Below are 25,876 nucleotides of genomic sequence, written 5' to 3' on the forward strand. Positions count from 1 at the left end.
TAATAGCTCACGCCATTTTAGATGGCGGAGCTAGCTACAAACAATATAGTTAGTATGTAGAAGTAATAGCTTCTCCCATTTTTACTAAATACTTTGATGCGTCATACCTGTCTGTCATTATTTCAATGTAAGCTGCGCTATCGAGAGTTTCAATATGTTGTAAGGCATCATTGAGTTCATCGCAGGTTGCTACTTTTTGGCAATACCAATCATCGCACCCAAATGCCGAAGGCAGTTGTGCATAATTCCATTGAGTAACATCGTTATAATAATATTCAGGTTCTTTACAAAATAGTCGTTCGATAAGGTAGCCGTCGTTATTTAGAACAAAAATAATAGGCTTAAGCCCAAATCGTGAAAATTGACTAATTTCTTGTATTGTTAATTGGTGAGCACCTTCACCAGTTATTAAAATAAGACGGCTGGAGGGAGATGCTAAAGCTGCTCCTAATGCAGCAGGAGTGGCCCAGCCAATTGATCCCCATAAAGATTGAGAATGAAATGATGCCCCCTTAGGTAAAAGTGCAAATGATAAGCCCATGGTAAATGTTCCTGTATCACCAAATATAATATCGTTAGGCTTGAGCATTTTTTCTAAACGAGGGTATAAGAATGTTTCCGTTATTTCTTGTGTTTTTGAACTTATTGGTGTACCAAGTGATTGTGCTTTAGGGTAATTATTATGATAAAAATAATAATTAGAAGTTGATATCAATTTATCTTTTAACGATGAGATGACATCCTTCATATAAATCTCATCGTAGCGTTGGCCACTAATCACAACGTAATTATCCATAATGTGTATTATGTTTCCCTCTTCAATATTAGAGGTGTAACAAGCAGTATTAAAATCTGACATTATAGTGCCGATATTTAAAACACAATCACAGTTTTCTACAAATGAAGTCACTTGTGGATTGATGAACTCCCCCGCATACATTCCAATATATTGTGTATTAGTTTCATCTAAAACACTCTTATCCATATAAAAGGTTGTATAGGGAATATTGGTTTTTTCGATAATAGTTTGTAAGCTTTTTTGTAATCCTAAACGTAGAGATATTGACCCTGCTAATAAACAGGGTTGCTGGCTATTTATTAATTTATTTAAGATGAGATGGATAATGTTTTTTAGTATTTCTGGATTGGTTTTTGGTATTAATGGAACCATATTATGAGGTGACTTAACTACAGTTTTTACAGCATAATCAGCAGGTAATCCAAAATAAACTGGGCGACGCTCGTGTAAGGCACAAGTGATTAATCGCTCTGTTTCTTCAATACAATTTTCTGGGGTTATAATGGCATGGGCGCAGACAATATGCTGGCTCATTTTATAGAAAACATCATAATCACCATCACCTAAAGAATGATGGTTAATTAGACGTTTTTTCTTTGATTGGCTTGGTGGCATTCCGACAAGATGAAATATCGGTAACCTTTCTGCATAGGAACCCGCTATTGCGTTGAGTACGCTTAATTCGCCAACGCCAAATGTGGTTGATAATGCAGCGGCACCTTTTATTCGAGCATAGCCATCAGCGGCATAGGCTGCATTTAGTTCGTTACAATTACCAATCCAACGCTGTCGAGAACTAACACAAACAGCGTCATTAATAGGAAATGAATAATCACCAGGAACACCAAAAATATCTTCAATGCCTAAGTCATATAACTTCGATAAAATATATTCAATCACGGTTTCTTTCATTTAGTCTCTCCAGTTAATAATTATTTTTTCTTCATTTATAATTTTTTATTAGCTATTTATTTTTATTGAAATTGATTTGATAATAGTTAAGGAGGGTGAAAATGAAAGTCTTTATTTTATAATAAGTCTAACGAAATTGATTAAATTCATTATTTAATCGGATATTATAAAATCAAATAGAAGATTAAATTGGTAGAGTAATAAAAAGCAGTCAGCCTCACTGCTTTTTTATATTTAAAATATCACTAAACAGAGATCAACGCTGAGCCGCAATCACCATAATTTCAACAAGGACTTGCTCTCGAGCCATATTTGCTTCAACTGCTGCGCGGGCTGGGCTATTTTCTACAGGCATCCAATTTTCCCATACTGCATTAAAGGCCGAGAAATCTCTCGCCATATTTTTAATCCAAACTTGAGCAGATAAAATTTGTGTTTTATTACTGTTGCTGGCTGCTAATAACGTATCAATTTTAGCTAAAACATCTTCAGTTTGCTGGGTAATATCACCTGTTAGGTCATTAGGTACTTGCCCTGATAAATAAACTATCCCTGCATATTCAACACTGTCAGCTAAGCGTGGTTTCGGGTTGTTACGTTTGATGGACATGATTACCTCGTTAATCCAGTTAAAGAAATTGGCGTTTTTTGTTCTGTAATTAATTGAGTCAATATTTCCGCGCTGCCTGCGGCAAGAGTAAACCCTAAACTGCCATGTCCAACATTAAGCCATAAATTTTTATAGGTTGTTTTTCCTAATATTGGTGGGCCTTTTGGTGTTGAAGGGCGTAACCCACACCAGCTTTCAGCATCGTCAATTTTAGGTAGTTCAGGAAAGGTATGTTTAATAATCTTCTTAAGAGCTTGTATTCTATTTTCACGTAAACCATGCTTGTCATAACCAATATCAACCATCGCAGCAATGCGTAATTGCTCATTAAGTTTGGCATAGACAATTTTATTGCCGTAATCAGTCACGTTAATTTTCGGAACAATATGCTCAGCTTGCGGGTATTCGACACTTAGACTATATCCCTTTAACCCTAAAATAGGGACATTAATATTCAGTGGTTTTAATAACTCGCGGCTACCATTACCTGCGCAAACAATAAAATCATCAGCTTGGATAGTTCCCTGGTGAGTGGCTATTCCTGTAATGCTGTTATCTTGTGTAATGAAAGATTCAACACTGTGTTGCAAACAAAGCTTAAATTGCGGTTGCATGAGTAAATATTGCAGTAGATTTTTGCAGAATAAATAGCAATCTGCACTCTCATCATCAGGAGCATATATTGCCCCGACTAGTTGAGGCTGTATATTTTTTAATGAAGGCTCTAGCTCAATAATTTTAGCGGGTGTTAATACTTTTTGAAATTGTTTATCAACCGTTTCACTGGCTTTATGAAAACTCTTATTATCACGATGGATAATTAATTTCCCTGATTTTTCCCAAGCAAAATCGGCAATATCACCATTGTTACGCCATTTATTCATTATTTCTTGGCTCAGGAGTGATAAACGTAAAAGATGGGTACCATTAATTTTATTGGTATTACGGTTACAAGCTAATGTAAATTGCGCTAGCCAAGACCACTGTTGTAATGAAGGCGTTATTTTTAAATTTAAGGGGGAGTCATTTTTCCCCATCCAACGTAGGCCTTGTAAAGGAACACCTGCATCAGCAAGGGGAGAAACATAGCGATAGCTGAGTTGCCCACCGTTAGCAAAACTGGTGTGCATACCGACATCTGTATCTGATTCAACTAATGTTACGGTTTGGCCTGCTTTAATTAATGCATAGGCGGTGCTTAAACCAATCACACCAGCTCCAATAACCACTACATGTTTAGTCATAATAATCCGTAACCCATAATAACCAAGATGTTATTATTTAACGGTGAATAAGCTAACTAAACAATTGAGTTTTCATCACTAGAGTATAACTTTTGGTTAACTACTTTATTTCTTTTCTCAAGTGTGGATGCCAAGGTATTAACATAATTCTGTGCAGCTTTGGTTAATGGTTTATCTGCGCGATGAAAAACGGATACGGCAAGGTGTAAACCTTCCTGTAAAGGGTAAATCATTGATTCAGGCAATGTATGTTCGGCTGAAAAAATATCGGTAATACTGCAACCTAAACCTGCCTGAACAAATTCTGCAGCCATATGATAGGTATGCACACTAATATTCGATTCTGCAAACTCATGACGTTTTTGTAATAGCTGAGATAAAGAATCAGAACCAGGGTGGATCCAACGCTCTTGGTCGATATCAGTGAGCGAAACAGGTGAGTGCAATGGTAATTTGCTATCCACATAAACTAATGGGATATCTGCAATAGGTAAAACCGTAATACCACCTTCAATTTCAAGGTTAAAGCCAATACCAATATCGAGATCTTGTTGGGTTAATAACTGCAGAATATCGGTTGTATGATGTGTACCGATCGTAAGTTTGATATTGGGGTGCTTTTTAATAAATTGAGCGGTCACTTCAGGTACTAAGTTTAGCCCTAAGCTAGGTAAGCAACCAATGGCTAATTTGCCTTGCGGATCACGTGATAAGTTTTGCGCTAAAATTCTGAGCTTATCTAAATTATGATAAACTTCCTTCGCTTCTTCAAATAGCAGGTTTGCCTCAGCTGTAGGAATTAACTTCCCTCTTATCCGTTGGAATAATACTAAGCCAAGTTGTTGTTCTGCATGTTTTAAGGCCTTGCTGGCAGCAGGTTGTGAGATATGTAAAACCTCAGCTGCGCGAGTTAGAGAACCACAGGTCATGACCGCATAAAAAATATCGAGATGCCTTAACTTCATTTTCAGAAACCTATTATTTGCTTTTACTCACAGAAACCGACTATTGGTATTAATTCGCATATTCTACCGAATTAATACCAATTAATCTGAACAACTATTCATTTTGTGCTGAAAATGGTGAAAGGAAATTAGGCGGTTTAAATTAAATAGAGATAAAAAGTGAAGGCCAGACTATATACTTGGGTTATAGCCCAGCCTTTATGGTTGTGTACTAGGTAAAATACGTGCCGATTTCGATAAAGATTTTAATTAAGATACTATTTGAAATATCGACAATAAATGCACCCACCATAGGCACCACTAAAAAGGCTTTATGGGAAGGGCTGAATGCTTTAGTGACGGTCTGCATGTTAGCGATAGCGGTTGGTGTTGCACCCATTCCAAATCCACAGTGCCCGGCACTAATAACAACGGCGTCATAATCTTTGCCCATCATTTTAAAGGTAACAAATGTTGCAAATAAAACCATAACCACCGTTTGTACTGCAATAATAATCAGAACAGGGCCTGCCATACTAGCGAGTTGACCGAATTTTAAGGACATTAGCGCCATTGCTAAGAATAATGACAAGGCTACGCTACCTAATACATCAACGGTTGGTTCAAAAACTTCATGTTTAAATATATGTGTTAAGACATTGCGAATAATAATACCGACAAATAAGCACCAAACAAAGGTTGGCAATTGCATGACGGTATCTTTAAAATATTCGCTAATATAGCCACCAACAACAATACAGATAATTAGCATTGAGATGGTTTCAATAACATTATTGGCATTAATTTTACGTTTAACACTCGGTTGTTCGAAAGCTTCAACGATGGTTTCTTTTTCGAGTTCAGTACTTTTAGGGATCGCAACTTTTTTCAATAAATGGCGAGCAACAGGGCCACCAATTAACCCACCGAGGACTAAGCCTAAGGTTGCACACGCCATAGCTAATTCAACAGCACCTGTCACACCATATTTATCAGCTAATATTGGTCCCCAAGCCCCTGCATTACCGTGGCCACCCGTAAGTGTGATTGAACCCGCAATTAAACCAATAAATGGACTTTCATTAAGCATGACAGCCATTCCCATACCAACGGTATTTTGAATAGCAATTAATATAGTCACTGCTATCGTTAATAAGACAAGTGGCTTACCACCTTTTATTAAACGCGAAAAATCTGAGCTTAATCCAATTGATGAAAAGAACGTAATCATCAAAATGCTTTGTAGTGAAGCATCAAAAGTAAATGAATACCCTGCAGTTTTATCAACAATTAATAGAATGATAGCAACAATAAAGCCGCCAACAACGGCTTCAGGGATATGGTTTTTTTGTAGAAAAGGTGTGTATTTGACAACAAACATACCAATCAACAGCGCCAAACAAGCGACTAATAAAGTGTAGCTGGCATCTAGGATCATTATTTTACCTCAAGTTAGTTTACCAGAACTTTCACTGTTGTTATTTAACATTAGCGATAAATTAAGTTACTTTGTGCAACTTTTATTTAACAATGAGTTTTGTTTGGGTATCTATAACTTTTAGTTAACCCTAGCCTGAGTATTAAATGGGTGACAACGAGGTCTTATATGCAAATTTTCTTGGCTAAAAATAGCGAGAGACAGCATGAACAGCAGGTTTCTGTTGAAAGGGATCATTTTGAAGATGGCATGTAAGGATAAAATTGTTTTTTTTGGGAACTCATGTAACTGAAGGCTTATGCTACCAAGTAATTATAAGAAGTGTGATGTACAACATAAAAGAAAATGGACAGATTAGAGTGAAAAATGAGGTAAATAATCCATTATTGGATACTGAGTGAAAATATTGTCTAGCCTATAGATAGGACAATCTTCAGAGATCAGGGGACGGCGTTGCCGTTAGCGTTAAATATACGACCTTTTATCAATAGCAAATCGTTGATGGTTACTTTTGAATATAATAAGTACAAATATAATCATTAAACGCTATTTGATAATTTTGTTTTAGGTTTATATTTGGTTTTTTTACCATCTTATTGAGACTGTCTAATTTGGATGTTATTTAATAGCTTGTTTTCATAAGTATATTGTCATTACCTTTCTTTTTGAGAGATATAAAAGAAAAATTCACCTGAATATATCGTTAATTAATTTTTTGCTATAGTACCTAATTACAATGGGTTAGATTATATTTTGATTATTTAATAATGAGATGGCATGTAAGTTTAACAGGGTGTTTCAAATCTAAATTTTTTATTTATTAGATAATTTGAAGATTATTTATGGAGTGTTTTAAATGCAAAAAACGATCCGTCAAGTCACCTATGATTTATTACGTAAGTTAGGTATTACAACCATTTTTGGCAACCCAGGTTCGACAGAAGAAACATTTTTAAAAGATTTTCCGAGTGATTTTCGTTATATCCAAACATTACAGGAAGCCTCTGCTGTTGCCGCCGCAGATGGTTACGCGCAGGGAATGCGTAAAGTTGCGATGGTGAATGTGCATACTTCCGCAGGGTTAAGTAATGCCATGAGTAATATTTTGACTGCCTATATGAACCGAACACCATTAATTATTACGGCGGGAAATCAAACACGAGAAATGTTATTGATTGAGCCTTGGCTAACCAACATTGAGCCTGAAACGTTGCCAAAACCCTGGGTAAAATGGAGCTATCAACCAGTGCGTGCGGAAGACGTCCCCGCTGCTTTTATGCGAGCGTATGCAATGGCTCTGCAACCACCTGCTGGGCCAGTATTTTTATCTATCCCACTGGATGATTGGGATAAGCCCGCACTAGCACAAGAAGCTGTTGTTCGTTCTGTACCGCAGCGCATTGGTTATGATCCAGCTCGACTACAAGAGTTTGCTTCAGCACTATCGAATGCGAAGAATCCTGTACTTATTTATGGTTCCGCCATTGCAAGAGGGGAAGGTTGGGATATCGGCATTAAACTTGCTGAAAAATTAAATGCGCCAGTGTGGGCTGCGCCTGCATCTGAACGGCCGCCATTCCCAGAAACTCATCCTCTGTATGCAGGTGGGTTACCTTTTGCGACAAAACCGTTATCTGAAAAACTCGAAGGACATGATTTAGCCATTGTTATTGGAGCTCCTGTATTTAGGTATTACCCTTATGTTGCAGGCAGTTATATCCCTGAAGGACTGAAATTACTACACATTACAGATGACCCAATCGAAGTGGCTAGAGCTCCTATTGGAGATAGCTTGTTAAGTGATGCTGTACTCGCACTAGAAGGGTTAATTAACTTGGTTGCGCCTCGTACTGGGACAAAAACGGTGGAAAAACAACCTCATGGAATGGCACCGTACCCAGCTGCAGCTGAACAAAGCAGTAATAGCCCAACACTGAGTGCAACGCAATTATTTCGCACCTTGAGGGAAGTTTCACCAAAAGAAACCGTCTTGGTGGAAGAGTCCCCTTCAAACCTCGGTGAACTTCATCGTGAATGGCCAATTGAATTTCCTGATTCATTCTATACTTTTGCAAGTGGTTCATTAGGCTGGAATTTACCAGCAAGTGTGGGAATTGCATTAGCCGAAAGGGACAGCGGGCGCCATCGCCCAGTGATGGCAATTATTGGTGATGGCTCTATGCAGTATTCAATTCAAGGCTTATGGAGTGCTGCGCAGCAGAACTTACCTATTGTGTTTATCATTCCGAAAAACAATGAATATGGCATTTTAAAATCATTTGCAGTATTGGAGGAAACACCAGGGGTTCCGGGGCTTGATATTCCAAATTTAGATATCGTGGCTTTAGGAAAAGGATATGGTTGTGCTGCGGTGAGAGCCAAAACGATAGAAGACATTAAGCAAGCCTGTGAAGAGGCATTTAGGCGTAATGGACCAACAGTGATTGAAGTGCCTATTTTACCGTCAATTCCTCCACTGATTTAACTATGTATCGTTGATTAAATGGCTCCTAATTAGGGGCTATTTACTTCAAAGTGTGAGGCCGCTATTTGGGTAGCTGAATTAATGCCAGTGGAACTGACTTCGATCCTAGTGGTAGCAAAAAACGCCTATTTAACAGGGGATTCTGTTGATTGGGAAAATCAGTTGATGAGTGTCACGCAATGCGCGAATTATTTAGCTGAGCGTATTCGTATTTATTCTTAGGTAACTTAAATCAATGTGTCTTTTGATGCTTTCTTAATACCAATCAAATGACGTTTGCTTGATGTTTAATGAATCAAAAAGCAAATGGCTTATACTGCATTATTGTTTTATTAATAATGAAATAAAAATGACTAAAAAATCGATAAACCCGGCTTCTATCTTTAATTCTTTGCAGTATGGCTTTAGCCAAGCTATAGAAATAACGGGAACCCGACAATTATTTTTATCGGGTCAGGTTGGAGTAAATGCCGCGGAAGAAACTGTTGCTGGGGGTATTTACGAACAAACCGTACAATCATTAATCAATATTGAATATGTATTGCATGAGGCAGGTGGTGATTTATCTCAGGTGGCTATGCTACGTATTTATATCAAAGAGGGCTTTAATAGCCATGAGGAACAAGCGGATATTGCGAAAGCATTAAAAGAAAAGTTTCCAAACAATCCTCCTGCTTCATCTTGGGTTATTGTTTCTGGGCTTTCCTTGCCGGAATGGTTAATAGAAATAGAAGCTCATGCAGTTTTAAACTAAATTTATTAGAATAGAAAAGCCGACAGTGGAAAAATCGGCTTTTCTGGCACTAATGGTTTAGTGTTTCACTAGTGTTGAGAAATAATAAACAAGAGGTACCGCAAGTATCCACAAGCTAATTGGAATTTCTCTCCACTTGCCAGCAACGGCTTTAATTAAGATATAGAATAACAACCCACCGGCGATACCCGTACCAAAGCTATTAGCGATTAGCGTAATCATCACCATCATTAATACGGGTAAGCCATCGGTAAAATTGCCTAAGTCTACTTTTCGTAAACCACTGAACATATTTAGTCCAATTAAAATCAGAGCAGGAGCCGTGGCTTGTGCTGGGATCATTAATGCGATTGGTGTAAATAGCAGCATTAATAAAAACATAAAGGCTGCAGCAAGAGCTGTCATACCTGTTTTACCTCCAGCCTCTGCCGCCGCTGAGGACTCAATAAGTGCGGTTGCGGCTGGAATACCGACCCATGGGCCTAGTGCTGCAGCAATTGAGTCAACGAGAAAGGGACGGTTAATATTGGGCATATTACCTTCTTTATCTAATAAACCAGCTTCTCCGCCAACCGCTAATGTTGTCCCCATGGTTGAGAAAAATTCAGCAGCAAAAAAGACAAATAAGAAAGGAAGAAACGCGATATTTAATGCGCCAATTAAGTCTACATGCCCTAATACAGGAGCCACAGAATGTGGAATACCAATAAAGCTTTCAGGTAATTTTGTGACACCAAAAGGAATACCTAAGAGGGTTGCAAATAAAATAGCCCATAAAATTCCGCCCGGTATTTTGCGAGCTTGTAGTGCAATTGCAACGAAAAAGCCAGCAAGTGCAACTAATGCTCCGGGGGAAAGAAAATCACCAAGCATTAATGCATTTGTTTTTGGGTTAGCGAGTACTAATCCTGCATTTCGAAAGCCTAATACGGCAACGAAAAGACCAATTGATGCAGTTAATCCGAGTTTAATTGATTGTGGGACAGAGCGCGTAACAACTTCACGCAAACCAAATTTAGTTAATAGGAAAAATAAGATCCCTGACCAACAAGCAATGCCGAGCCCTATTTGCCAGTCAATACCTTCACTGCCTGCAAGTGTAATACCGACAAGGACTGAGCCTCCAATACCAGGGCCAACAATAAAAGGTAAGTTTGCATAGAATGCCATTAATAAACTGGCAATGACGAAGACAATAATTGTTCCGGTGGTTGCGGCTCCTTTATCCATCCCTCCAACGGCAAGTAAACCGGGGATCACCACGAGCAAGTAAGCTGCGGCTAAAAAACCGGTCACCCCAGCTAAACACTCTGTTTTTACTGAACTGCCGCGCTCACGTAAAGCAAAGCGCCTTTCTAGCCAACTCCCTGATGTTGGCGTATTTATTGAATTGTCAGCCATTAATTGGCTCTCCTATCATTATTATTAATTTTCTATGCGTGCTTAGCAGTATGGATGACAGCGTCAACGATTTGACGTGTTGTTCCATCCGTTAATCCTAAATCGGTTAAATGTGGGCCTGCATTGCAAGCAAGACAGGTTCCTTCAATAGCCTTAAAGACTCGATAAGGTGGCTCCCAATCAGCGATTTCACTGCTTAATTCACGCAATTGGCGAAATTGAGCAGCCAGCTCAGTTGCGGGTAAATCAGATAGCATACCGGCAATTGGCATAGCGACATGAGCTAAAACCTGACCATTTTGTACTAACGCCATACCTCCACCACTCTCGATTAATAAATTAGCGGCGATGGCCATATCATCAGGGTCACGACCAAGGACAACGAGGTTATGTGAATCGTGTGAATAGCTAGTCGCAATGGCTCCGCGTAATTCCCCCCAACCCTCAAGTAAGGCTATCTGAGGTAAAGCATCGTGGCGGCCGTGACGGTGTTGAACTCGAATAAGGCTGAAATTATTCGGCACTTGTACCACGCTATTTTTGATTTGTACGTCAATTTCGCCCCATTGGGTAAAACGTGCCCCACGAATATGACGTAAACGCGCACTACCATTATTGATTCCATCAATTTTTAACGTGCAATCATTTGGGGTGATTGGCGAGAGTTGCATGGTGTCTCGCGGTGGTAAAATATCATTATGTGCACTTAATGCATTGATAAGTTGGTTATTTTCTGCAATTTTTTGGCCTGATACATACACGGCTTGTGCTTTCAACGTTTCCAATGAATCGAAGATGACTAAATTTGCTTTTCTCCCTGCAGCAATTAGGCCAAGGTCATGGCGTTGCAAGCGTATTGCAGCATTAAATGTAGCAAAGCGTAGTACGTCCGTTGCTGGCATTCCATGCTCAATTAACAGGTTTAATAACGCAATAATGCCACCTTTTTCAATTAATATGTCGGGAGGCACGTCATCCGTGCATACTGTGATTTGTGATGACAAATGCGGTAAGGATTTTAATGTGGCAACAATATCAGGAAGGAGGTAAGGATGTGAGCCACGAATTTGTAATGTAAGGCCCGCACGTAGCTTTTCAAGGGCATCTTCAGCCGAGGTTAACTCGTGATCAGAGGTGACGCCGGCAGCCAGATATGCTTGGAGATCAGCTCCTTTTAAACCTCTTGCATGGCCTTCTATAAGCTTGCCTGATGTAATTCCTGCATTTAGAATTTCTTCCATTCTGTCACTGCCATGGAGCACACCAAACATATCCATGACCTCGGCTACGCCACGAACTTCCGGCCAACTCAGCATGGTTGACATTTCATTCCCAGCAAAGTCTGCTCCAGACATTTCTAAGCCAGGTGTTGATGGCACTGACGAAGGGGCTGCAACCATGACATCTAGCGGTAAATTTCGGCTAGAATCAATAGCATAACGTACACCTCCTAGGCCTAATACATTGGCAAGCTCATGGGGATCCCAAAATACAGCCGTTGTTCCTTGAGCTAGAACTATTTCGGCATAACGTACAGGGGGTAAGTGTGAGCTTTCTAAATGGACATGAGTGTCTATTAAGCCAGGTGAAATGAAATAGCCTGATAAATCATGGGTTTCATTTGCGTCCGTACGGGTTCCAGTAGGATGAACGCTAGCAATTAGGTTGCCGGTGATCCCGATATCTGCAAGGCGAACTTCACCGGTTACCATATCAACAATATTGGCATTAGCGAGTAAAAGGTCAAAAGGCTTTTCGCCTTTAGCAGATTGAATGACGTGACGCCTATTTTGTTCTGTTATGCACATAAAGATACCATTCCTACAATTTATGATTGTTACTTTATGAGCAACGCAAACGTTTGCCAAGATGATAAAATTTATCATGTGATAAGAAATGGTTATAATGAATCGAGATATTGGCTAATCCAATAAAAGTAAAAGAACATTATTATGATAGAACCTTGGCAGAGGCTGCCTGCACTCACGCTCAAACAGCTACAGTATTTTGTGACGTTAGCGAAACTTCGTCATTTTACCGAGACCGCTAATCGTCTAGCGGTAAGTCAACCTGCTTTGAGTAGTGCTTTGCGGCAAATAGAGACGGTTATCGGAGGAAAGCTAATTAATCGCACAGCTTCATCCGTAACATTAACGGAGCTAGGTGCTGCAATTTTGCCACATGCACAGCAAATACTGAGTGTTTCTCATCGCGCATTTAGTGAAATTCAAAAAATAATCGCGGAAGGAGGGGATGGAACATTACGTATTGGCTTAGTTCCTTCCGTAAGTTCTCTGTTATTTCCTGCTGTGCCTGAACTATTAAATCAATATTTTCCGAGGCTTAATATTGAGTTTTATGACCAAACGAATGACGCTTTGATTAATAAACTTATCAATCATGAAATTGATTTCGGTATTGGGGTGTTAGATAGTTCAGTACCTCAGAATTTAGCTATTTTTCCACTACAAGATGACCCTTTTGTGGCTGTTATCCATAATGATGACGCAGTAGCGGATAATAGATTTCATATGCCATGGAAGCTACTCAATAACCGTGATGTGGCTGTATTTTCGAAGGGTAATATTCAACGCTTGGTCGCTGCGACAGTGGAAAGTCACCGTTTAAAATTAAAGATTCGCTATCAAGTGGATTACATTGAAACGCTATATGGCTTAGTTCGCTCAAAACTCGCGATTGCGATTTTACCACAGCTTTATACTGTACATTTACGTGATCCAGAATTGAAAGTTTTACAATTACAACAACCCGAGTTAACTCGTACAGTAGCCTTAATTCGCAATAGCCAACAAACGACGCCGTTAATGGATGAGGTTTTTCAGGTATTGTTAAAAGTATTGCGTGATAATAACGCATAAGTTATATCCATTAAATTGGTAACTACCGCATTTATCGTAAAGTTATTTTATTCGAATAACTGAATAATGGTTTCTAATATCCAAAATAATATTTTAAAGAGCGTCATACAATAGCTCTAATTTTTAGTTAATAAGTCAGGGTTAATGATTTTTGGAATAACATTATGAATACTATACTAAAATATAGCTGTTTTATAACTGTAACTATATTACTTTCCGCTTGTGACGATATGGAACTTTTAAGTGGTAAGGGTAAGTTTTATTATAGTAATCCAAGTACAAACACGATTACGTTTAAGCTAGATGGCAAAGGTTATGATGTTTTACCGGATGATAAAGGCGTTGTTTTACTTTCTAGTGGACCACACCAATTAGTTAGTGGTGAAGGTGACGTGACGGATTTCTTTGTTTTTGAAAATAACTCTGGCGGGATTATTAACCCAAATCATTTTGTTTACTACACCTTGTCTGAAGTTTATGCTGTTGATGGTAAAGAAGATAGGTTTAAACCTGCTAGCTATCCCATTACAATTAATGGGCACGAGCTTGAGCTACCGGCCCGCAGTTCTAACGCAACGCTTATTGATGCAAATATATTTAGGTGTAGCTACCCAGTAGGAGAAAGCTTTCCTGATTCAATCACACTCTATGATGATAAGTTAGATGGAAATATTAAATCTAAATGCTTTGATAAACATGAATTAATTGCCTATTTAGATAATGAATATGGGCAAAAATTATTACCGGATCCTGCTAATCATGAAGCTGCAGATTCTATCAATATGGCATTTATATATGAAGTTCCAACTGTTACTTTTGATAATACGGATGTACAGATAAAAGCCGAAAAATTAATTCAGTTAGCTACACGATTAAAAAATACTGATGATGTTGATATCCATAAAGAATTAAACCAAGAATTTCACCATGCTATTACTGAGTTAGTACATGAGCAGGCTCGAAGCGCTTCATCAAACTCTGTTACAGAAAATATAAAGTATAATAATTTTATTCAAGAAATTAATGTAGTAAGAGAACATGGTATTTGGTTAAAACAGTAATGGTTTAAGGGGATATACTATTTATATACTTACTTAGGAAGATTATTTTCAAGTAATAATTTTTGGAATTAATTAAGAAAATGCTTATTAAGTATACAGAGTAATCTTATTTTAAATAACTGATGAAAAAGCCAGATTGGTATGGTTATATTAACCACACCAAGGAACTCGGCGATGAATTTATCCATACAATCCGTTTTCACCGTCATATCAGCTGCATTTTTGTTTTTATTTTCCTCTATTGCTAGTAGTACTACTATTATTAATACTAAAAAAGATCCCGATATTTTAGATTTAGTGTTTATTCTAGATAAAAGTGGTTCAATGTCAGGATTCGAAACCGATACAATCGGTGGATATAATAGTGTATTAACTGAAAATAAGGGAAAAAAAGCAAAAACCTACATTACAACTATTTTATTTAATGACAAAACAAGTTTACTTCATAATAGAGAACCCATTGAAAAGGTTTCTAATCTAACACTTGATGATTATCCCGTTGGTGGCTATACCGCATTATTAGATGCGATAGGAGACGGCATTGAAAAAATGCAAGAAAATAGAAAGGTTACAAAAAATAATAATGTTCTTTTTGTGATAATTACAGATGGACAAGAAAATAGTAGCCGTAAATATTCTCAAGCAAAAATTAAAGCCATGATTAAGTCCGCAGAAACAGAAGATAAATGGGATTTTATTTTCTTGGGAGCGAATATTGATGCCATTTCTGAAGCAGAAAATATTGGAATTAAAAGTTCAAATGCCACTGGTTATGTCCAAGATGGGACTGGATACGACAAGGCTTACCGTGCGGTAAATAAAGCGGTGGAAGCTAAACAAAAGTCTGCGCCAATATCAGAGGATTGGAAACAAGAAGTTGAAGCGGATGTGAAGGAACGAAAAAAATAATAATATGTTCAAATCTACGCAGTATTTTATTATTTAAAATGCCTAATAGTTGATGATAGAGTTGCCAGTAAAGCCCCTATAGCAAGGGTAATAGGGGCTTTTATTTTATTATTATCATTATTTAGTTTGTTTTAAGGCTGTAAACATTTTTTCAGCAAGTATGTTTTGTGCCGACTCGATTCCTGGTAATACAAAGTAGTACCCACCACCAAAGGGCTTGATATAGCGTTCAAGCGGTTCACCATTAAGGCGCTTTTGAGTGTCGATAAAGCCTGTTTTTAAATTTTTCTGAAAAGAGACGAAAATTAAACCCATATCGAGAGCCCCTGTTTCGGTTAACCCGAGTGAATAGCTGTAGCTTCTTCGCCTTAGTTTTGCGGTATAACGTTCAGGATTACGGGGTTCTGCACGGCGCATATGGGAATCAAATAAAATACGGTCACCATGAGGGTCTTGGCCAAACTCAGGATCATCGTGCTCCTTTTTCATGCCGATAGGGGCTCCTGAATCTTTATGCCGACCAAAATCATTTTCTTGATCTTCTAATGGCGTTCTATCCCAAAATTCTAAATTAAAACGAATGAGACGTACTGCTTGGTATGTCCCTCCGTCACACCAAGATGGTTCTTGACTGCCTTTTGTTATCCAAATTAATTCGTTCATCAATAAATTGTCATCAGCGGGTGCATTTCCCGTTCCATCCTTAAAACCAAAAAGATTGATAGGAGTGGAATGGTTATCAATATCTCGTGCAGGTAAGAAGCCGTCGATTTTCCAGAGAGGAAAGCTGTATGGAGAAATATGACGCAAAATATCACGTAATGCATAGATAACGCTTTCTTGGCTATTCGCGCATATTTGTAGAAGAAGATCGCCACCACACCATTTCTGCTCTAACCTATCGTTGGGGAAACTGGTCATTTCACTAAGATATTTAGGCTTGATTTTATTTAATCCGAACCGGTTATCAAACAGAGAGTTACCTAAAGCAACGGTGATGGTTAGTGAGTCGGGTTGCTGTTGCGTTCCCAGAATACCGGATTCAGCGGGAGGCATTTTATCATTATTGATTGAAGGTGCTTTTTGGGGTTGGGTTAAATCAGCAATGCGCTGGGTCAGTAGAGTAAAAACAGTCTGTAATTCTTCGATGGAATTTGCCGTCATATTAAATGCGATAAAGGAGGCATTTTTGGGTTCAGGCGTCAAAACACCGGCTTGGTGTGGCCCAAGATAATTGATTGCTTTGTCATAAGTGAGTTGGCAATCGGCGATTTTATCTTGTGCTTTTAATGCTGGGGCGGCTAAAACTGCACTACTAATTGCGAGCATTTTTAGGGCATTACGCCGGGACATTCCGTTGGTTTGCAATATATTTCTCAGTTTAGCTTGCATAAATGTATGCCTTAATATTTATAGTAAACATCGACATCGAGCTCAGCACGTAATTTTGCTAAAGTTTCGGCTTGCTGAGTGAGTAATGAATAAAGCGCCATTTTGTCTTTGAGTTGTAATTGGCTATAAGGTTGATATGTCGTATTTGATAGTTGATATGACTGCATTATTTGGTTAATCAGTTGGTCATTTTTTTGTATTTTTTCAAGGGTCTCTGGCTTGATAAAAGGCTTAATAATTTCAATTATCTTTTGTGACCCTTTTAAATTAGCAGCAATATCAGTTAAATCAGACAAACTGTAGATATTTTCTTTACCGCCCAATTTTGTTTCTAAGATCATTTCAATAAAATCAGCTGAGGCTTGCACGAGCTTAGGAATTTCAATGGTTTCAGTTGCTACCCGTTTATACAAATCACGCCCTTTAAGTAATAATTCTTGGTTTGCCGTTGAGGCAAGTTCAGTATTTTTTTGCATAAATAATTGGTATTCAACAAGATGAAACCCCGTAAAGCGGTAATCAGTTTCTTTATCAAGGAAGTAATCGGCTCTTGGATTAATTGTTCTATCCGTATTACCAAATAAAATAATAATCGGGCGTACTGTTTCATAATGTTGGTGAGCCTGAATATACGCGGCTTGGGCTTGTTCTAGCTTTCCTTGTTGTAAACTCTGTTGTAACAATTCCAATTGCGTCACCATTTCTGCCAATTCAGCAGTGGCAAAGGCTAAATAGGTTTGGATAGCATGTTGATATTTTTCAGGAGTAGGAATATCCCCTTTAGCGATAATGATGTTATCCCCTGTTTGTACAGGGGATCTCAGTGCTTTACCTTGAACCAAGTTAGGTAGTGCCATACTGAGTATTAAGCTAATCGAGACCCATTTGATGTTATGCCTCAGTGAGCTAGACATTTTTTTTGCTCCGAGTAAACAATGGGATCACAATAGCCCAATAAAGGATAAAGGTAATGACACTGAGCCAAATAGGCTGTGAACGATAGGCAAAGAAAGATGAGATAAAATTACCAGCAATACCCGAATCGTCAAGAAATGCAGTTGTATCCCAAGCGGGATAAATTAAAAAATCAGGGATGGAAAAATCATATTCAATCAGTAAGTTAGCGCTTTCTTCTACCCCTTTAAGTAGGAGAGATAACGCGAGGAATAATAGAATAACGCCGGTAACCTTAAAGAAGATAGACCATGAAACTAAACGATTTGTTAATAAGAATGCATAGAGTGTAAGGCCTGCAATTGCAATTCCACCACCGACTTCAATAAAGAAAGCCGATGCATTAGACGCGGTTAACGACATAATAAAGCTAGATAAAAAGACGACGATTTCGCTTCCTTCACGGGCAATGGCAATGGCAATAATCAATGCGGCGCCCCACCAGTTATGGTGAGCCGCATTACGGCTTATTCCTGATTCAATTTCTGATTTCATTGAGCTGCCATGCTTGTTCATCCAATACACCATTTGGACAATCAGGATACAAGCGAGTAGCTCCATAAAAATCATAAACAGTGATTGCCCTGTATCATCAAGGACATTAAATACGCCATAGATGAGAAGTGCGAGTAAGATGGAGGTAATAACCCCAATAGCGACACCGGCCCAAAGGTATTTCATACCATTATGTGCGTCAGGGTGACGTTTAATCCATGCATAAATAATACCAATGACAAGCAACGCTTCAAAACTTTCACGCCACACAACAAACAGAACTTGTCCCATGCTAAATCCTTTTATTTCGCAATGATCTCGCCTTTGGGGTGAGAAAGGTGGAAGTCATCAAAAAAAGTATATGTGCCAGGTTTCAATGGTGCGATAACAACAACAGAGCTTGCTCCGGGGGCTAAAACTTTTTCTTTTCTTAATTGAATACTTTCAAATTCTGCGGGCTCAGTGCCTGTATTGGTAATTTTAATGCGGATAATTGTTTTTGCAGGGACTTCAAGAACTCGCGGGATAAGATCACCATTTTTCATTTCTAATTCGACAGTATATTTTTCTGCAGCAAATGAAGATAGGGGAATTATTGTACAAGTGATAACCAGTAAAAAGCTCAGTAATGTTTTCATTTTGGCTTGGTTTATCCTTTTATAACGACAAACAAAAAAGGGCTTACGCAAGAAAATTCCCTTGGTTAAGCCCTTAACTAATTTAGGTTAAAAAATTAGTAACTACCTTTACGGCCAACACCTGCGTAGTCAAAATCCCAAGAGACTTCGAAAGGCTGGAACCAAGGGGCCACACCCGTTTCTTTATCAATATGACGGCCAAAGGCAACATCTTTATTGTGTGATGGCGGATAGATTTTATAGGTGACACGGTATTTACCATTGCCATCTAATTTGATGTTTTCCCCATAATGAGGGCCATCACTTGCCACCATAGGCATAAATGTGCCTGTTTGAGTTTGTGGTTTATCACCAAGTTTAGTGACTGAATATTCAATGGTTAGGTAAGGGATCCAATCGCCTTCTGCAAAGCCATTTGGGTTATCTTCAACAGCGTGGATATCTGCTTCTAAGTGGACATCTGCTTTATCTGCAGCTAAGTGAGACATTGCATGATGGCCTTCTTCGGTATCCATTGTAATTGGTTGTAGGTAAACACCTTGGATTTCCATTCCGTTTTTGATCACAGGGTGACCGAGAGGGTACTCTTGAGCTAATGCTGAGATTGAAAACAACGCGAGACCTGAAACAGCAGCTTTATAGGCGAGTTTCATTATTTTCGTCCTTACCATAAGTGATATAGAGCTGTAATGATAATCATTACTATTACTAAAAAACAAGTGGTAATTTACGATAAGTAAATTACTCGTCGCTAAAAATGTTTGTTTTTATATAAAAATCTAAGTGTTAGAAAAAGTTATTATTCTTTGAAAAATAACTTGCTAATAGTGTGTTCTATTAGGCAGTTTATTATTGTCTACATGATATATTTTGAAGGTGTGAATTTTACTGCGAAAGAACACTTCATTCATTTTGTTGAAAATAAAGGTATAGCCATGCAACGACGTTATCTTGACTGCTCTGCTTCAGAAATTGTAAAACTCAATAAAAAGAATCTATTAGAATCAATTAAAGCAAGTGAAGGGCGAATTTTGGTTTCTGAAACCATAGGCACAATTCAACCCGTATTAATGACAGTGACGAATGCTGAATTAGCCGCAAGCCAAGGTGCAGACATTTTATTATTGAATGTTTTTGATGTTAATCAACCGATTATGCAAGGCCTACCCGAAGGGGTTGAACCTGAGGAAATCATTCGCACACTTAAGCATTTAACGGGACGAGCAATCGGTGTTAATTTAGAGCCTGTACCTGAGGGCTTTAATAATCCGACACAAGATGCGCAATGGAAAATGTCAGAAGGGCGATTAGCAACAGTAAAAAATGCTCTTAAATTAAAAGAAATGGGTGCGGATATTATTGTTCTAACGGGGAACCCTGGCAATGGAGTAACTAATCAGGAAATTAACCAAAGCCTTAAAGAGCTTAAAGCTGTTGTGGGTGAAGATATTGTGCTTATTACGGGAAAAATGCACGCTGCTGGTGTTTTAAATGCTTCCGCAGAGCAACTCATCACAGATGATGATATTCGTACCTTTATTAACAATGGTGCGGATATTATTTTGCTCCCAGCTCCGGGAACGGTACCTGGGATTTCATTAGAATTTGTGCAAAAAATGGTAGGTTATTGCCATTCCCAAGGCGTGATGACAATGACGGCGATTGGCACTTCTCAAGAAGGTGCAGATTTACAAACTATTCGGCAAATTGCATTAATGTGCAAAATGGCCGGGACAGATTTACACCATATTGGTGATTCGGGTTATAACGGAATCGCATTACCTGAGAATATTTTAAATTATAGTATTGTGATCCGTGGTGTTCGTCACACCTATTCACGTATTGCTCGTTCGGTTAATCGCTAGTTGACATTTTTAGGTGATTTTTACAAAAATGGTTTGTAGAAATCACCTATTTAACATAAGTTTTTTCTATTATCCTCGCGTTAATTACAGATTATTTTCGATAAAAATTTATACAATTCCCTCAATTCTTCAGGTAAAATTTCGCCCATTTTTTAAAACAATAAAAGAAGTGAGTTATGTCGCAAAATACTAATCCGGTGCCAAAAATTGGCTTCGTTTCACTCGGCTGCCCGAAAAATCTAGTTGATTCAGAACGCATTTTAACTGAGTTGCGCACTGATGGTTACCAAGTCGTTCCAAGCTATGATAATGCTGACTTAGTCATTGTGAATACGTGTGGGTTTATCGATAGCGCGGTGCAGGAATCACTAGAAGCGATTGGGGAAGCTCTGAATGAAAATGGCAAAGTGATTGTCACAGGATGCCTTGGCGCGAAAGAGAACCAAATTCGTGAAGTACATCCAAAAGTTTTAGAAATCACTGGTCCACATAGCTATGAGCAAGTACTTAACCACGTGCACCACTACGTTCCAAAACCTGAACATGACCCTTTCTTGAGTTTAGTTCCAGAACAAGGGGTAAAACTGACTCCAAAGCATTATGCCTATTTAAAAATTTCCGAAGGGTGCAATCATCGTTGTACTTTTTGCATTATTCCTTCTATGCGAGGGGATTTAGATAGCCGTCCAATTGGAGATGTGTTAAATGAAGCTAAGCGTTTAGTCGCTTCAGGGGTAAAAGAGTTACTGGTTATTTCACAAGATACCTCTGCGTATGGTGTTGATGTTAAAAATAAAACGGGTTTTTGGGATGGGCAGCCGGTAAAAACTAGCATGGTGGGGTTATGTGAACAACTTGCTTCACTGGGTGTATGGGTACGTTTACATTATGTGTATCCTTATCCACATGTTGATGATGTCATCCCTTTGATGGCAGAAGGTAAAGTTTTACCTTACCTAGATATTCCGCTGCAGCATGCAAGTCCCAAAATTTTAAAGTTAATGAAACGCCCTGGCGCTGTAGAAAGAACACTTGAGCGAATTAAGCGTTGGCGTGAAATTTGCCCTGAACTCACCTTACGTTCAACATTTATTGTGGGGTTTCCTGGTGAGACAGAAGACGATTTTCAAATGCTACTCGATTTCTTATCGGAAGCGAAGTTAGACCGAGTAGGCTGCTTTAAGTATAGCCCTGTCGAGGGAGCGAAAGCGAATGAGCTGGCGGATCAAGTCCCTGAGGAAATTAAAGAAGATCGTTATCATCGTTTTATGCAATTACAACAACAAATTTCTACACAGCGTTTACAAGATAAAATTGGTAAAGAAATTTTAGTCATTATTGATGAAGTTGATGATGAAGGTGCTATTGGGCGTAGTATGGCAGACGCGCCAGAAATTGATGGTATGGTTTATCTTAATGGTGAATTTGGTGTTAACGCGGGGGATATAGTGAAAGTATTCGTTGAGCATGCAGATGAATATGACCTGTGGGGAAATATTGTCACTTCCTAAGTGAATCAGAGCGTTTTAAAAGTGTAAATGGCTAACTTAGGTAAATTAAGTTAGCCATTTTGTTTTTTACCACATTGATTTACTGCTTTTAATTGTGAAGAATTGATGTGGATCAAGCGGTTTAAATCTATCAATTAATAACTTGATCTAGAATATAATAATTAAATGGGAAATTGACATAATCAGATAACTCTTATCGAAGAATAAGGATAACTATGTCGGTTCATTTAATATTTCCAACTACAACACCTGTAAAAGAAAGTATTTATAATTCAGATGATTATAAATATATTGTAGAGCTTGCTTATACAACTATTGAAGGTGGATTAGCCTCATTACATGATAATAATATTCGAAGTTCTCTGATTAGCTCTGATGGAAAAACGCTTTGGCTTAGTCATGAGTTTGGGGGCAATTTTGAGATAGCAGCTTTATTATCTGATAATTTGACTTATGGTGCGCGGGCTAAGTTGTATACTGCGCCAATCGAATTACATGGGATTTTTTATTATCTAGCTCCAGTGTATTCACATGCTGGAGAGCCAGTTCTAGTTGTCGCTTTATCTTCAACTCAGAATAGCTGCAATATTTTGTTTGCACTCACGCAGGCTTTAGCAAGGGAAGCGAGTGGGAAATTGAAATTTCACTATTATGAACAAGAAATTTTTAAGGAAAATAAGGTAGAGCAACGATTCGCTAGCTTGGATATTCATTCAGTTGAGAAAGCTTTGATTATTGAAGTGGCGCAGGCTTGTGAAGGTAAAATTCAAAAAATGCATAAAGTCCTTGATATGGGGCGGACAACGTTATGGCGCAAACTAAAGCAGTATGAAATTAACATTAAAGACTACAAATAGCTTCTTACATATGCTTTGGACCGTAAAAAAAAAGCGCTTTCGCATGTTTTGTGGACAACAACAAAAAAGCATAAAAACAGCGAAGCGCGAAGAATTTACCAACATTTTGAACGACAGTCGATAGATAAATAAAGCATAATCTATCTGCTTGTGTCGTTACTTGATGTATCGAGAAAAGAAAATGAAAACGATACTTATTATGCTTGAGTTAGGTAAGTTGGTATGTCGTTTACAGCCCTATTTTTTTAGATTTGTGATGGATAAATATTGATGAGAAAGCGCATTGTCTTACTAAAAAATGGTGTGATAGGTGCACTATTATTTTAAATGATATTTCAGTAACACAAAAAAGTATTATTTTATTTTACAAGTATTAGTAGTTATTATTACTAGTGGAATTATCAATTCACTTAGGTTTCTTTAATCTGTGATAGAGTAGAACTATTGTTTATCACTTATAAAAACAAGTTATTATTTTAAAATTGACAGGATTTTTATCTATATTTATCTAAATTATAGTGCTCTTGGCATTTTTTAGGTAATTAGTTTCTGATGGCTTAGAGTCAAACCACCAGAAACTAATTACGCTATAACAAGATGAACATATCATATAAATTAAATATATTTAGGATAGGTATTAATGTATTCGTATTCTTGAATAAGTTGTGGCAGTGATTTAATACCTAGTTTCGTATAAATGTTAGAGCGATGAACTTCTACAGTTCTTGGTGATAGTGACAGTTTTTCAGCGGTTTCTTTACTGGTATTACCTTCTAATATCATATCCATGATTTCTCGTTCTCTAACCGAAAGACGGTTAAATTTATCAGAGAGGTAGGTATATTTTTTATACTTTTCATGCATATTTAAAAATAATTCTGTTGCGTTACTGATGGAGTTTAAAATTTCAATGTCCTTGAAAGGCAAAGGGAAAAAATCAAAAGCTCCGGCTTTAAAACTCTCACGGCACAAACTGATAGAAGGCTCTTCAGCAAGCACAATGAATGGAACAATACCAAATGAATTATTTATATTGTTTAATCTACTAATACGATTTTCATCATTGTTTAAGAATAATAAAATACATTCTTTTACATTACCCTCATTAGGGTAAGTATAATTACTCATAAACACTTCTTCGTTATTATAAAATCTAAAGATAAAACCAAAAGATTCCATCATTAGTTTCAGTTTATTCTTAAAGACATTATCACTTTCTACGATTACGTGAATGGTGTTATTCATCACCATACTCCTGTTGAACTGATTTGATATTCATACCAATCTGATTAAATACGTAGATAAATAAAGTGAAATTAAAATTTCACAATAATATTTTCTACTGATCGTTGTTCTTTTTATTAGTGTATTACTGACCTTAATTTATATTAAAAACATCATCTAGTTAAATTTAATATAAAAATAGAAACAATAGTTAAAGTTTGTGTCATTGGGTAATATTCGATTAATGACGTGTAACATATTATGTGAATTTACTTATTAAATGTGTTTTTTAACATAAAGTAATAGACAGAAATATTGTTAAAGCTAATCAATAATATCTTAAATCATTAGTCATAAAAAGTCTTAGATGTACACTTTATGCTGTTTTCTTAGGTGATAGTACTTAATCTGTGAATTGACGAAGATTAAGTGCTTTTTATATCTGACATGTTAAAATTTACTCTAATCTAGTTTTGATGAGTGAATATACTTAATGGCTTCTTTAAAAGACGTAGCTCGACTTGCAAATGTTTCATTGATGACAGTATCACGGGCAATTAATAACCCTGAATTACTCAAGCCTGAAACCTTAAAACAGGTCCAACAAGCTATTGAGTCACTCAATTATGTTCCTGATTTTTCTGCTCGTAAGATTAGAGGAAAAGGTTCTAGGGTTTCGACAGTTGGCGTTTTGGCCCTTGATACAGCGACAACTCCGTTTTCTGTGGAAATCATTCTTTCAATAGAGCAAACCGCGAGGCAATTCGGCTGGAGTAGCTTTGTTGTTAATATTACCTCCAGTGAAGATAGTGAAAGAGCTGTCCGGCAATTATTATCCCAGCGACCAGATGGTATTATTTATACTACGATGGGCCTTCGAGAAGTGACTATTCCTGAAGGATTACATAATAATCGTTTGGTTCTTGCCAATTGCATAGATAAAAAAGGGCAGTTTCCAGCCTATGTACCAGATGATTTTAATGGTCAATTGAATGCAGTTAATCGCTTAATAGAGAAAGGGTATCGGAATCCTCTTTGTCTTTATATCCCGCAAGAAACACTTGCTGGAAAAACGCGCCGTGAAGCGGTGGAATCTGCGTGGGCAACGGCTAATTTACCTCTAGAATCGCTTCAGCAATACCATTTAGAGTTAGGTGATGAACACTATTTAGATGTTATAGCTTTAATTAATAGTCACTTTAAGAATAAAAAACCGGATTTTGATGTCATTATTTGTGGAAATGACCGTATTGCATTTTTAGCTTACCAAGTACTACTTAGCCGTGGTTTACGTATCCCACAAGATATCGCAGTACTTGGCTACGATAATATGATAGGTGTTGGAGAACTATTTTATCCACCATTAAGTACGGTTGTGTTACCGCACTATCAGTTAGGTCAACAAGCCGCTTTGCACATCATAGAAGAACGGCAGCAAAATAGTGTTGAATATGTTGCTTGCGACTTGTTAGAACGTAATTCTTTTTAGTTTCGCCGAGAAGGC

The 25,876-nt window shown here is 37.7% G+C and carries 22 protein-coding genes and 1 pseudogene; 10 read left to right on the top strand and 13 right to left on the bottom strand.

Annotated elements, in window-relative coordinates:
• Window positions 1-49 precede the first annotated feature (49 nt).
• The 5 genes from PR683_RS17315 to gltS form a co-directional block, all read right to left on the bottom strand.
• The gene (locus tag PR683_RS17315) at window positions 50-1,711 is read right to left on the bottom strand and encodes an alpha-keto acid decarboxylase family protein (protein ID WP_196719106.1); all 1,662 of its coding nucleotides are present in this window, start codon (window positions 1,709-1,711) and stop codon (window positions 50-52) included.
• Window positions 1,712-1,967: 256 nt separating this feature from the next.
• Window positions 1,968-2,321, bottom strand: a complete 354-nt coding sequence (locus tag PR683_RS17320) for a RidA family protein (RefSeq protein WP_004913831.1) — start codon at window positions 2,319-2,321, stop codon at window positions 1,968-1,970.
• Window positions 2,322-2,323: 2 nt separating this feature from the next.
• On the bottom strand, window positions 2,324-3,565 hold the full coding sequence (locus PR683_RS17325; protein WP_196719107.1) for a D-amino acid dehydrogenase: 1,242 nt from the start codon (window positions 3,563-3,565) through the stop codon (window positions 2,324-2,326).
• Between the two features lie 56 nt (window positions 3,566-3,621).
• Entirely contained in the window at window positions 3,622-4,530 is a 909-nt protein-coding gene (locus PR683_RS17330; protein ID WP_004913826.1) for a LysR family transcriptional regulator, read from the bottom strand.
• Between the two features lie 211 nt (window positions 4,531-4,741).
• Window positions 4,742-5,947, bottom strand: coding sequence for a sodium/glutamate symporter (gltS, locus tag PR683_RS17335; protein ID WP_004913824.1), 1,206 nt, complete (start codon window positions 5,945-5,947; stop codon window positions 4,742-4,744).
• Window positions 5,948-6,803: 856 nt separating this feature from the next.
• Here gltS and mdlC point away from each other — a divergent pair.
• The 3 genes and pseudogenes from mdlC (at window position 6,804) to PR683_RS17350 (ending at window position 9,186) form a co-directional block, all read left to right on the top strand.
• Window positions 6,804-8,432: a benzoylformate decarboxylase gene (gene mdlC, locus PR683_RS17340; protein WP_164528492.1), complete on the top strand. Its 1,629-nt coding sequence runs from the start codon at window positions 6,804-6,806 to the stop codon at window positions 8,430-8,432.
• 48 nt (window positions 8,433-8,480) lie between these two features.
• A pseudogene (locus PR683_RS17345) lies at window positions 8,481-8,654 on the top strand (aminoglycoside adenylyltransferase domain-containing protein); the annotation flags it as partial.
• 61 nt (window positions 8,655-8,715) lie between these two features.
• Window positions 8,716-9,186 (top strand): RidA family protein, encoded by a 471-nt coding sequence (locus PR683_RS17350; RefSeq protein WP_226537885.1) that lies wholly within the window; start codon window positions 8,716-8,718, stop codon window positions 9,184-9,186.
• 57 nt (window positions 9,187-9,243) lie between these two features.
• Here PR683_RS17350 and PR683_RS17355 read toward each other — a convergent pair whose 3' ends face one another.
• On the bottom strand, window positions 9,244-10,587 hold the full coding sequence (locus PR683_RS17355) for an NCS2 family permease (protein WP_109912024.1): 1,344 nt from the start codon (window positions 10,585-10,587) through the stop codon (window positions 9,244-9,246).
• 32 nt (window positions 10,588-10,619) lie between these two features.
• On the bottom strand, window positions 10,620-12,395 hold the full coding sequence (locus PR683_RS17360; RefSeq protein WP_109912025.1) for an adenine deaminase: 1,776 nt from the start codon (window positions 12,393-12,395) through the stop codon (window positions 10,620-10,622).
• Window positions 12,396-12,539: 144 nt separating this feature from the next.
• Between PR683_RS17360 and PR683_RS17365 the strand changes: the two genes are divergently transcribed.
• The 3 genes from PR683_RS17365 to PR683_RS17375 all read left to right on the top strand — a co-directional run bounded on the left by PR683_RS17365 (window position 12,540) and on the right by PR683_RS17375 (window position 15,436).
• Window positions 12,540-13,466 (top strand): LysR family transcriptional regulator, encoded by a 927-nt coding sequence (locus tag PR683_RS17365; RefSeq protein ID WP_109912026.1) that lies wholly within the window; start codon window positions 12,540-12,542, stop codon window positions 13,464-13,466.
• Between the two features lie 164 nt (window positions 13,467-13,630).
• Window positions 13,631-14,527 carry a hypothetical protein gene (locus PR683_RS17370; RefSeq protein WP_109912027.1) on the top strand — a complete coding sequence of 299 codons (897 nt, stop codon included), beginning with the start codon at window positions 13,631-13,633 and terminating at the stop codon, window positions 14,525-14,527.
• A gap of 174 nt (window positions 14,528-14,701) precedes the next feature.
• Window positions 14,702-15,436, top strand: coding sequence for a vWA domain-containing protein (locus PR683_RS17375; protein WP_117162682.1), 735 nt, complete (start codon window positions 14,702-14,704; stop codon window positions 15,434-15,436).
• 117 nt (window positions 15,437-15,553) lie between these two features.
• Here the strand turns inward: PR683_RS17375 and efeB are convergent, their stop codons facing one another.
• The 5 genes from efeB to PR683_RS17400 form a co-directional block, all read right to left on the bottom strand.
• The gene (gene efeB, locus PR683_RS17380; RefSeq protein ID WP_196719110.1) at window positions 15,554-16,828 is read right to left on the bottom strand and encodes an iron uptake transporter deferrochelatase/peroxidase subunit; all 1,275 of its coding nucleotides are present in this window, start codon (window positions 16,826-16,828) and stop codon (window positions 15,554-15,556) included.
• An 11-nt stretch (window positions 16,829-16,839) separates the two neighbouring features.
• Complete coding sequence (locus tag PR683_RS17385; RefSeq protein ID WP_109912030.1) at window positions 16,840-17,742, bottom strand: EfeM/EfeO family lipoprotein; 903 nt, start codon at window positions 17,740-17,742, stop codon at window positions 16,840-16,842.
• Window positions 17,735-18,568, bottom strand: coding sequence for an FTR1 family iron permease (locus tag PR683_RS17390; protein ID WP_004913791.1), 834 nt, complete (start codon window positions 18,566-18,568; stop codon window positions 17,735-17,737). The genes PR683_RS17385 and PR683_RS17390 overlap by 8 nt, the downstream gene beginning before the upstream one ends.
• An 11-nt stretch (window positions 18,569-18,579) precedes the next feature.
• Complete coding sequence (locus tag PR683_RS17395; protein WP_110732217.1) at window positions 18,580-18,915, bottom strand: cupredoxin domain-containing protein; 336 nt, start codon at window positions 18,913-18,915, stop codon at window positions 18,580-18,582.
• Between the two features lie 95 nt (window positions 18,916-19,010).
• Entirely contained in the window at window positions 19,011-19,568 is a 558-nt protein-coding gene (locus PR683_RS17400) for an iron transporter (protein WP_004913787.1), read from the bottom strand.
• 282 nt (window positions 19,569-19,850) lie between these two features.
• Between PR683_RS17400 and PR683_RS17405 the strand changes: the two genes are divergently transcribed.
• The 3 genes from PR683_RS17405 to PR683_RS17415 all read left to right on the top strand — a co-directional run bounded on the left by PR683_RS17405 (window position 19,851) and on the right by PR683_RS17415 (window position 23,148).
• Window positions 19,851-20,780 (top strand): DUF7916 family protein, encoded by a 930-nt coding sequence (locus PR683_RS17405; RefSeq protein WP_109912089.1) that lies wholly within the window; start codon window positions 19,851-19,853, stop codon window positions 20,778-20,780.
• 176 nt (window positions 20,781-20,956) lie between these two features.
• Window positions 20,957-22,291, top strand: coding sequence for a 30S ribosomal protein S12 methylthiotransferase RimO (gene rimO / locus PR683_RS17410; RefSeq protein ID WP_004913782.1), 1,335 nt, complete (start codon window positions 20,957-20,959; stop codon window positions 22,289-22,291).
• Between the two features lie 215 nt (window positions 22,292-22,506).
• Window positions 22,507-23,148, top strand: a complete 642-nt coding sequence (locus PR683_RS17415) for a helix-turn-helix domain-containing protein (RefSeq protein WP_004913781.1) — start codon at window positions 22,507-22,509, stop codon at window positions 23,146-23,148.
• A 615-nt stretch (window positions 23,149-23,763) separates the two neighbouring features.
• Here PR683_RS17415 and PR683_RS17420 read toward each other — a convergent pair.
• A complete protein-coding gene (locus tag PR683_RS17420) occupies window positions 23,764-24,393 on the bottom strand; it encodes a response regulator transcription factor (protein WP_123382372.1) in 630 nt (209 codons plus the stop codon).
• Between the two features lie 472 nt (window positions 24,394-24,865).
• On the opposite strand from PR683_RS17420, the gene PR683_RS17425 reads away from it, so the two are divergent.
• Window positions 24,866-25,861, top strand: a complete 996-nt coding sequence (locus PR683_RS17425; protein WP_004913775.1) for a LacI family DNA-binding transcriptional regulator — start codon at window positions 24,866-24,868, stop codon at window positions 25,859-25,861.
• Window positions 25,862-25,876 lie beyond the last annotated feature (15 nt).

The organism is Providencia sp. PROV269 (genome assembly GCF_028477785.1).
Taxonomy (GTDB): Bacteria; Pseudomonadota; Gammaproteobacteria; order Enterobacterales; family Enterobacteriaceae; genus Providencia; species Providencia rettgeri.

What these genes read in the sequence shown, in the direction of transcription:
- gltS (WP_004913824.1), bottom strand. Translation starts at nt 5,947, where the DNA reads ATGATCCTAGATGCCAGCTACACTTTATTAGTCGCTTGTTTGGCGCTG.
- PR683_RS17405 (WP_109912089.1), top strand. Translation starts at nt 19,851, where the DNA reads ATGCAACGACGTTATCTTGACTGCTCTGCTTCAGAAATTGTAAAACTC.
- PR683_RS17415 (WP_004913781.1), top strand. Translation starts at nt 22,507, where the DNA reads ATGTCGGTTCATTTAATATTTCCAACTACAACACCTGTAAAAGAAAGT.
- PR683_RS17400 (WP_004913787.1), bottom strand. Translation starts at nt 19,568, where the DNA reads ATGAAACTCGCCTATAAAGCTGCTGTTTCAGGTCTCGCGTTGTTTTCA.
- PR683_RS17375 (WP_117162682.1), top strand. Translation starts at nt 14,702, where the DNA reads ATGAATTTATCCATACAATCCGTTTTCACCGTCATATCAGCTGCATTT.
- PR683_RS17330 (WP_004913826.1), bottom strand. Translation starts at nt 4,530, where the DNA reads ATGAAGTTAAGGCATCTCGATATTTTTTATGCGGTCATGACCTGTGGT.
- mdlC (WP_164528492.1), top strand. Translation starts at nt 6,804, where the DNA reads ATGCAAAAAACGATCCGTCAAGTCACCTATGATTTATTACGTAAGTTA.
- PR683_RS17425 (WP_004913775.1), top strand. Translation starts at nt 24,866, where the DNA reads ATGGCTTCTTTAAAAGACGTAGCTCGACTTGCAAATGTTTCATTGATG.
- PR683_RS17365 (WP_109912026.1), top strand. Translation starts at nt 12,540, where the DNA reads ATGATAGAACCTTGGCAGAGGCTGCCTGCACTCACGCTCAAACAGCTA.
- PR683_RS17385 (WP_109912030.1), bottom strand. Translation starts at nt 17,742, where the DNA reads ATGTCTAGCTCACTGAGGCATAACATCAAATGGGTCTCGATTAGCTTA.
- PR683_RS17370 (WP_109912027.1), top strand. Translation starts at nt 13,631, where the DNA reads ATGAATACTATACTAAAATATAGCTGTTTTATAACTGTAACTATATTA.
- PR683_RS17390 (WP_004913791.1), bottom strand. Translation starts at nt 18,568, where the DNA reads ATGGGACAAGTTCTGTTTGTTGTGTGGCGTGAAAGTTTTGAAGCGTTG.
- PR683_RS17395 (WP_110732217.1), bottom strand. Translation starts at nt 18,915, where the DNA reads ATGAAAACATTACTGAGCTTTTTACTGGTTATCACTTGTACAATAATT.
- PR683_RS17350 (WP_226537885.1), top strand. Translation starts at nt 8,716, where the DNA reads ATGTTTAATGAATCAAAAAGCAAATGGCTTATACTGCATTATTGTTTT.
- PR683_RS17320 (WP_004913831.1), bottom strand. Translation starts at nt 2,321, where the DNA reads ATGTCCATCAAACGTAACAACCCGAAACCACGCTTAGCTGACAGTGTT.
- PR683_RS17360 (WP_109912025.1), bottom strand. Translation starts at nt 12,395, where the DNA reads ATGTGCATAACAGAACAAAATAGGCGTCACGTCATTCAATCTGCTAAA.
- PR683_RS17355 (WP_109912024.1), bottom strand. Translation starts at nt 10,587, where the DNA reads ATGGCTGACAATTCAATAAATACGCCAACATCAGGGAGTTGGCTAGAA.
- PR683_RS17325 (WP_196719107.1), bottom strand. Translation starts at nt 3,565, where the DNA reads ATGACTAAACATGTAGTGGTTATTGGAGCTGGTGTGATTGGTTTAAGC.
- PR683_RS17420 (WP_123382372.1), bottom strand. Translation starts at nt 24,393, where the DNA reads ATGAATAACACCATTCACGTAATCGTAGAAAGTGATAATGTCTTTAAG.
- efeB (WP_196719110.1), bottom strand. Translation starts at nt 16,828, where the DNA reads ATGCAAGCTAAACTGAGAAATATATTGCAAACCAACGGAATGTCCCGG.
- PR683_RS17315 (WP_196719106.1), bottom strand. Translation starts at nt 1,711, where the DNA reads ATGAAAGAAACCGTGATTGAATATATTTTATCGAAGTTATATGACTTA.
- rimO (WP_004913782.1), top strand. Translation starts at nt 20,957, where the DNA reads ATGTCGCAAAATACTAATCCGGTGCCAAAAATTGGCTTCGTTTCACTC.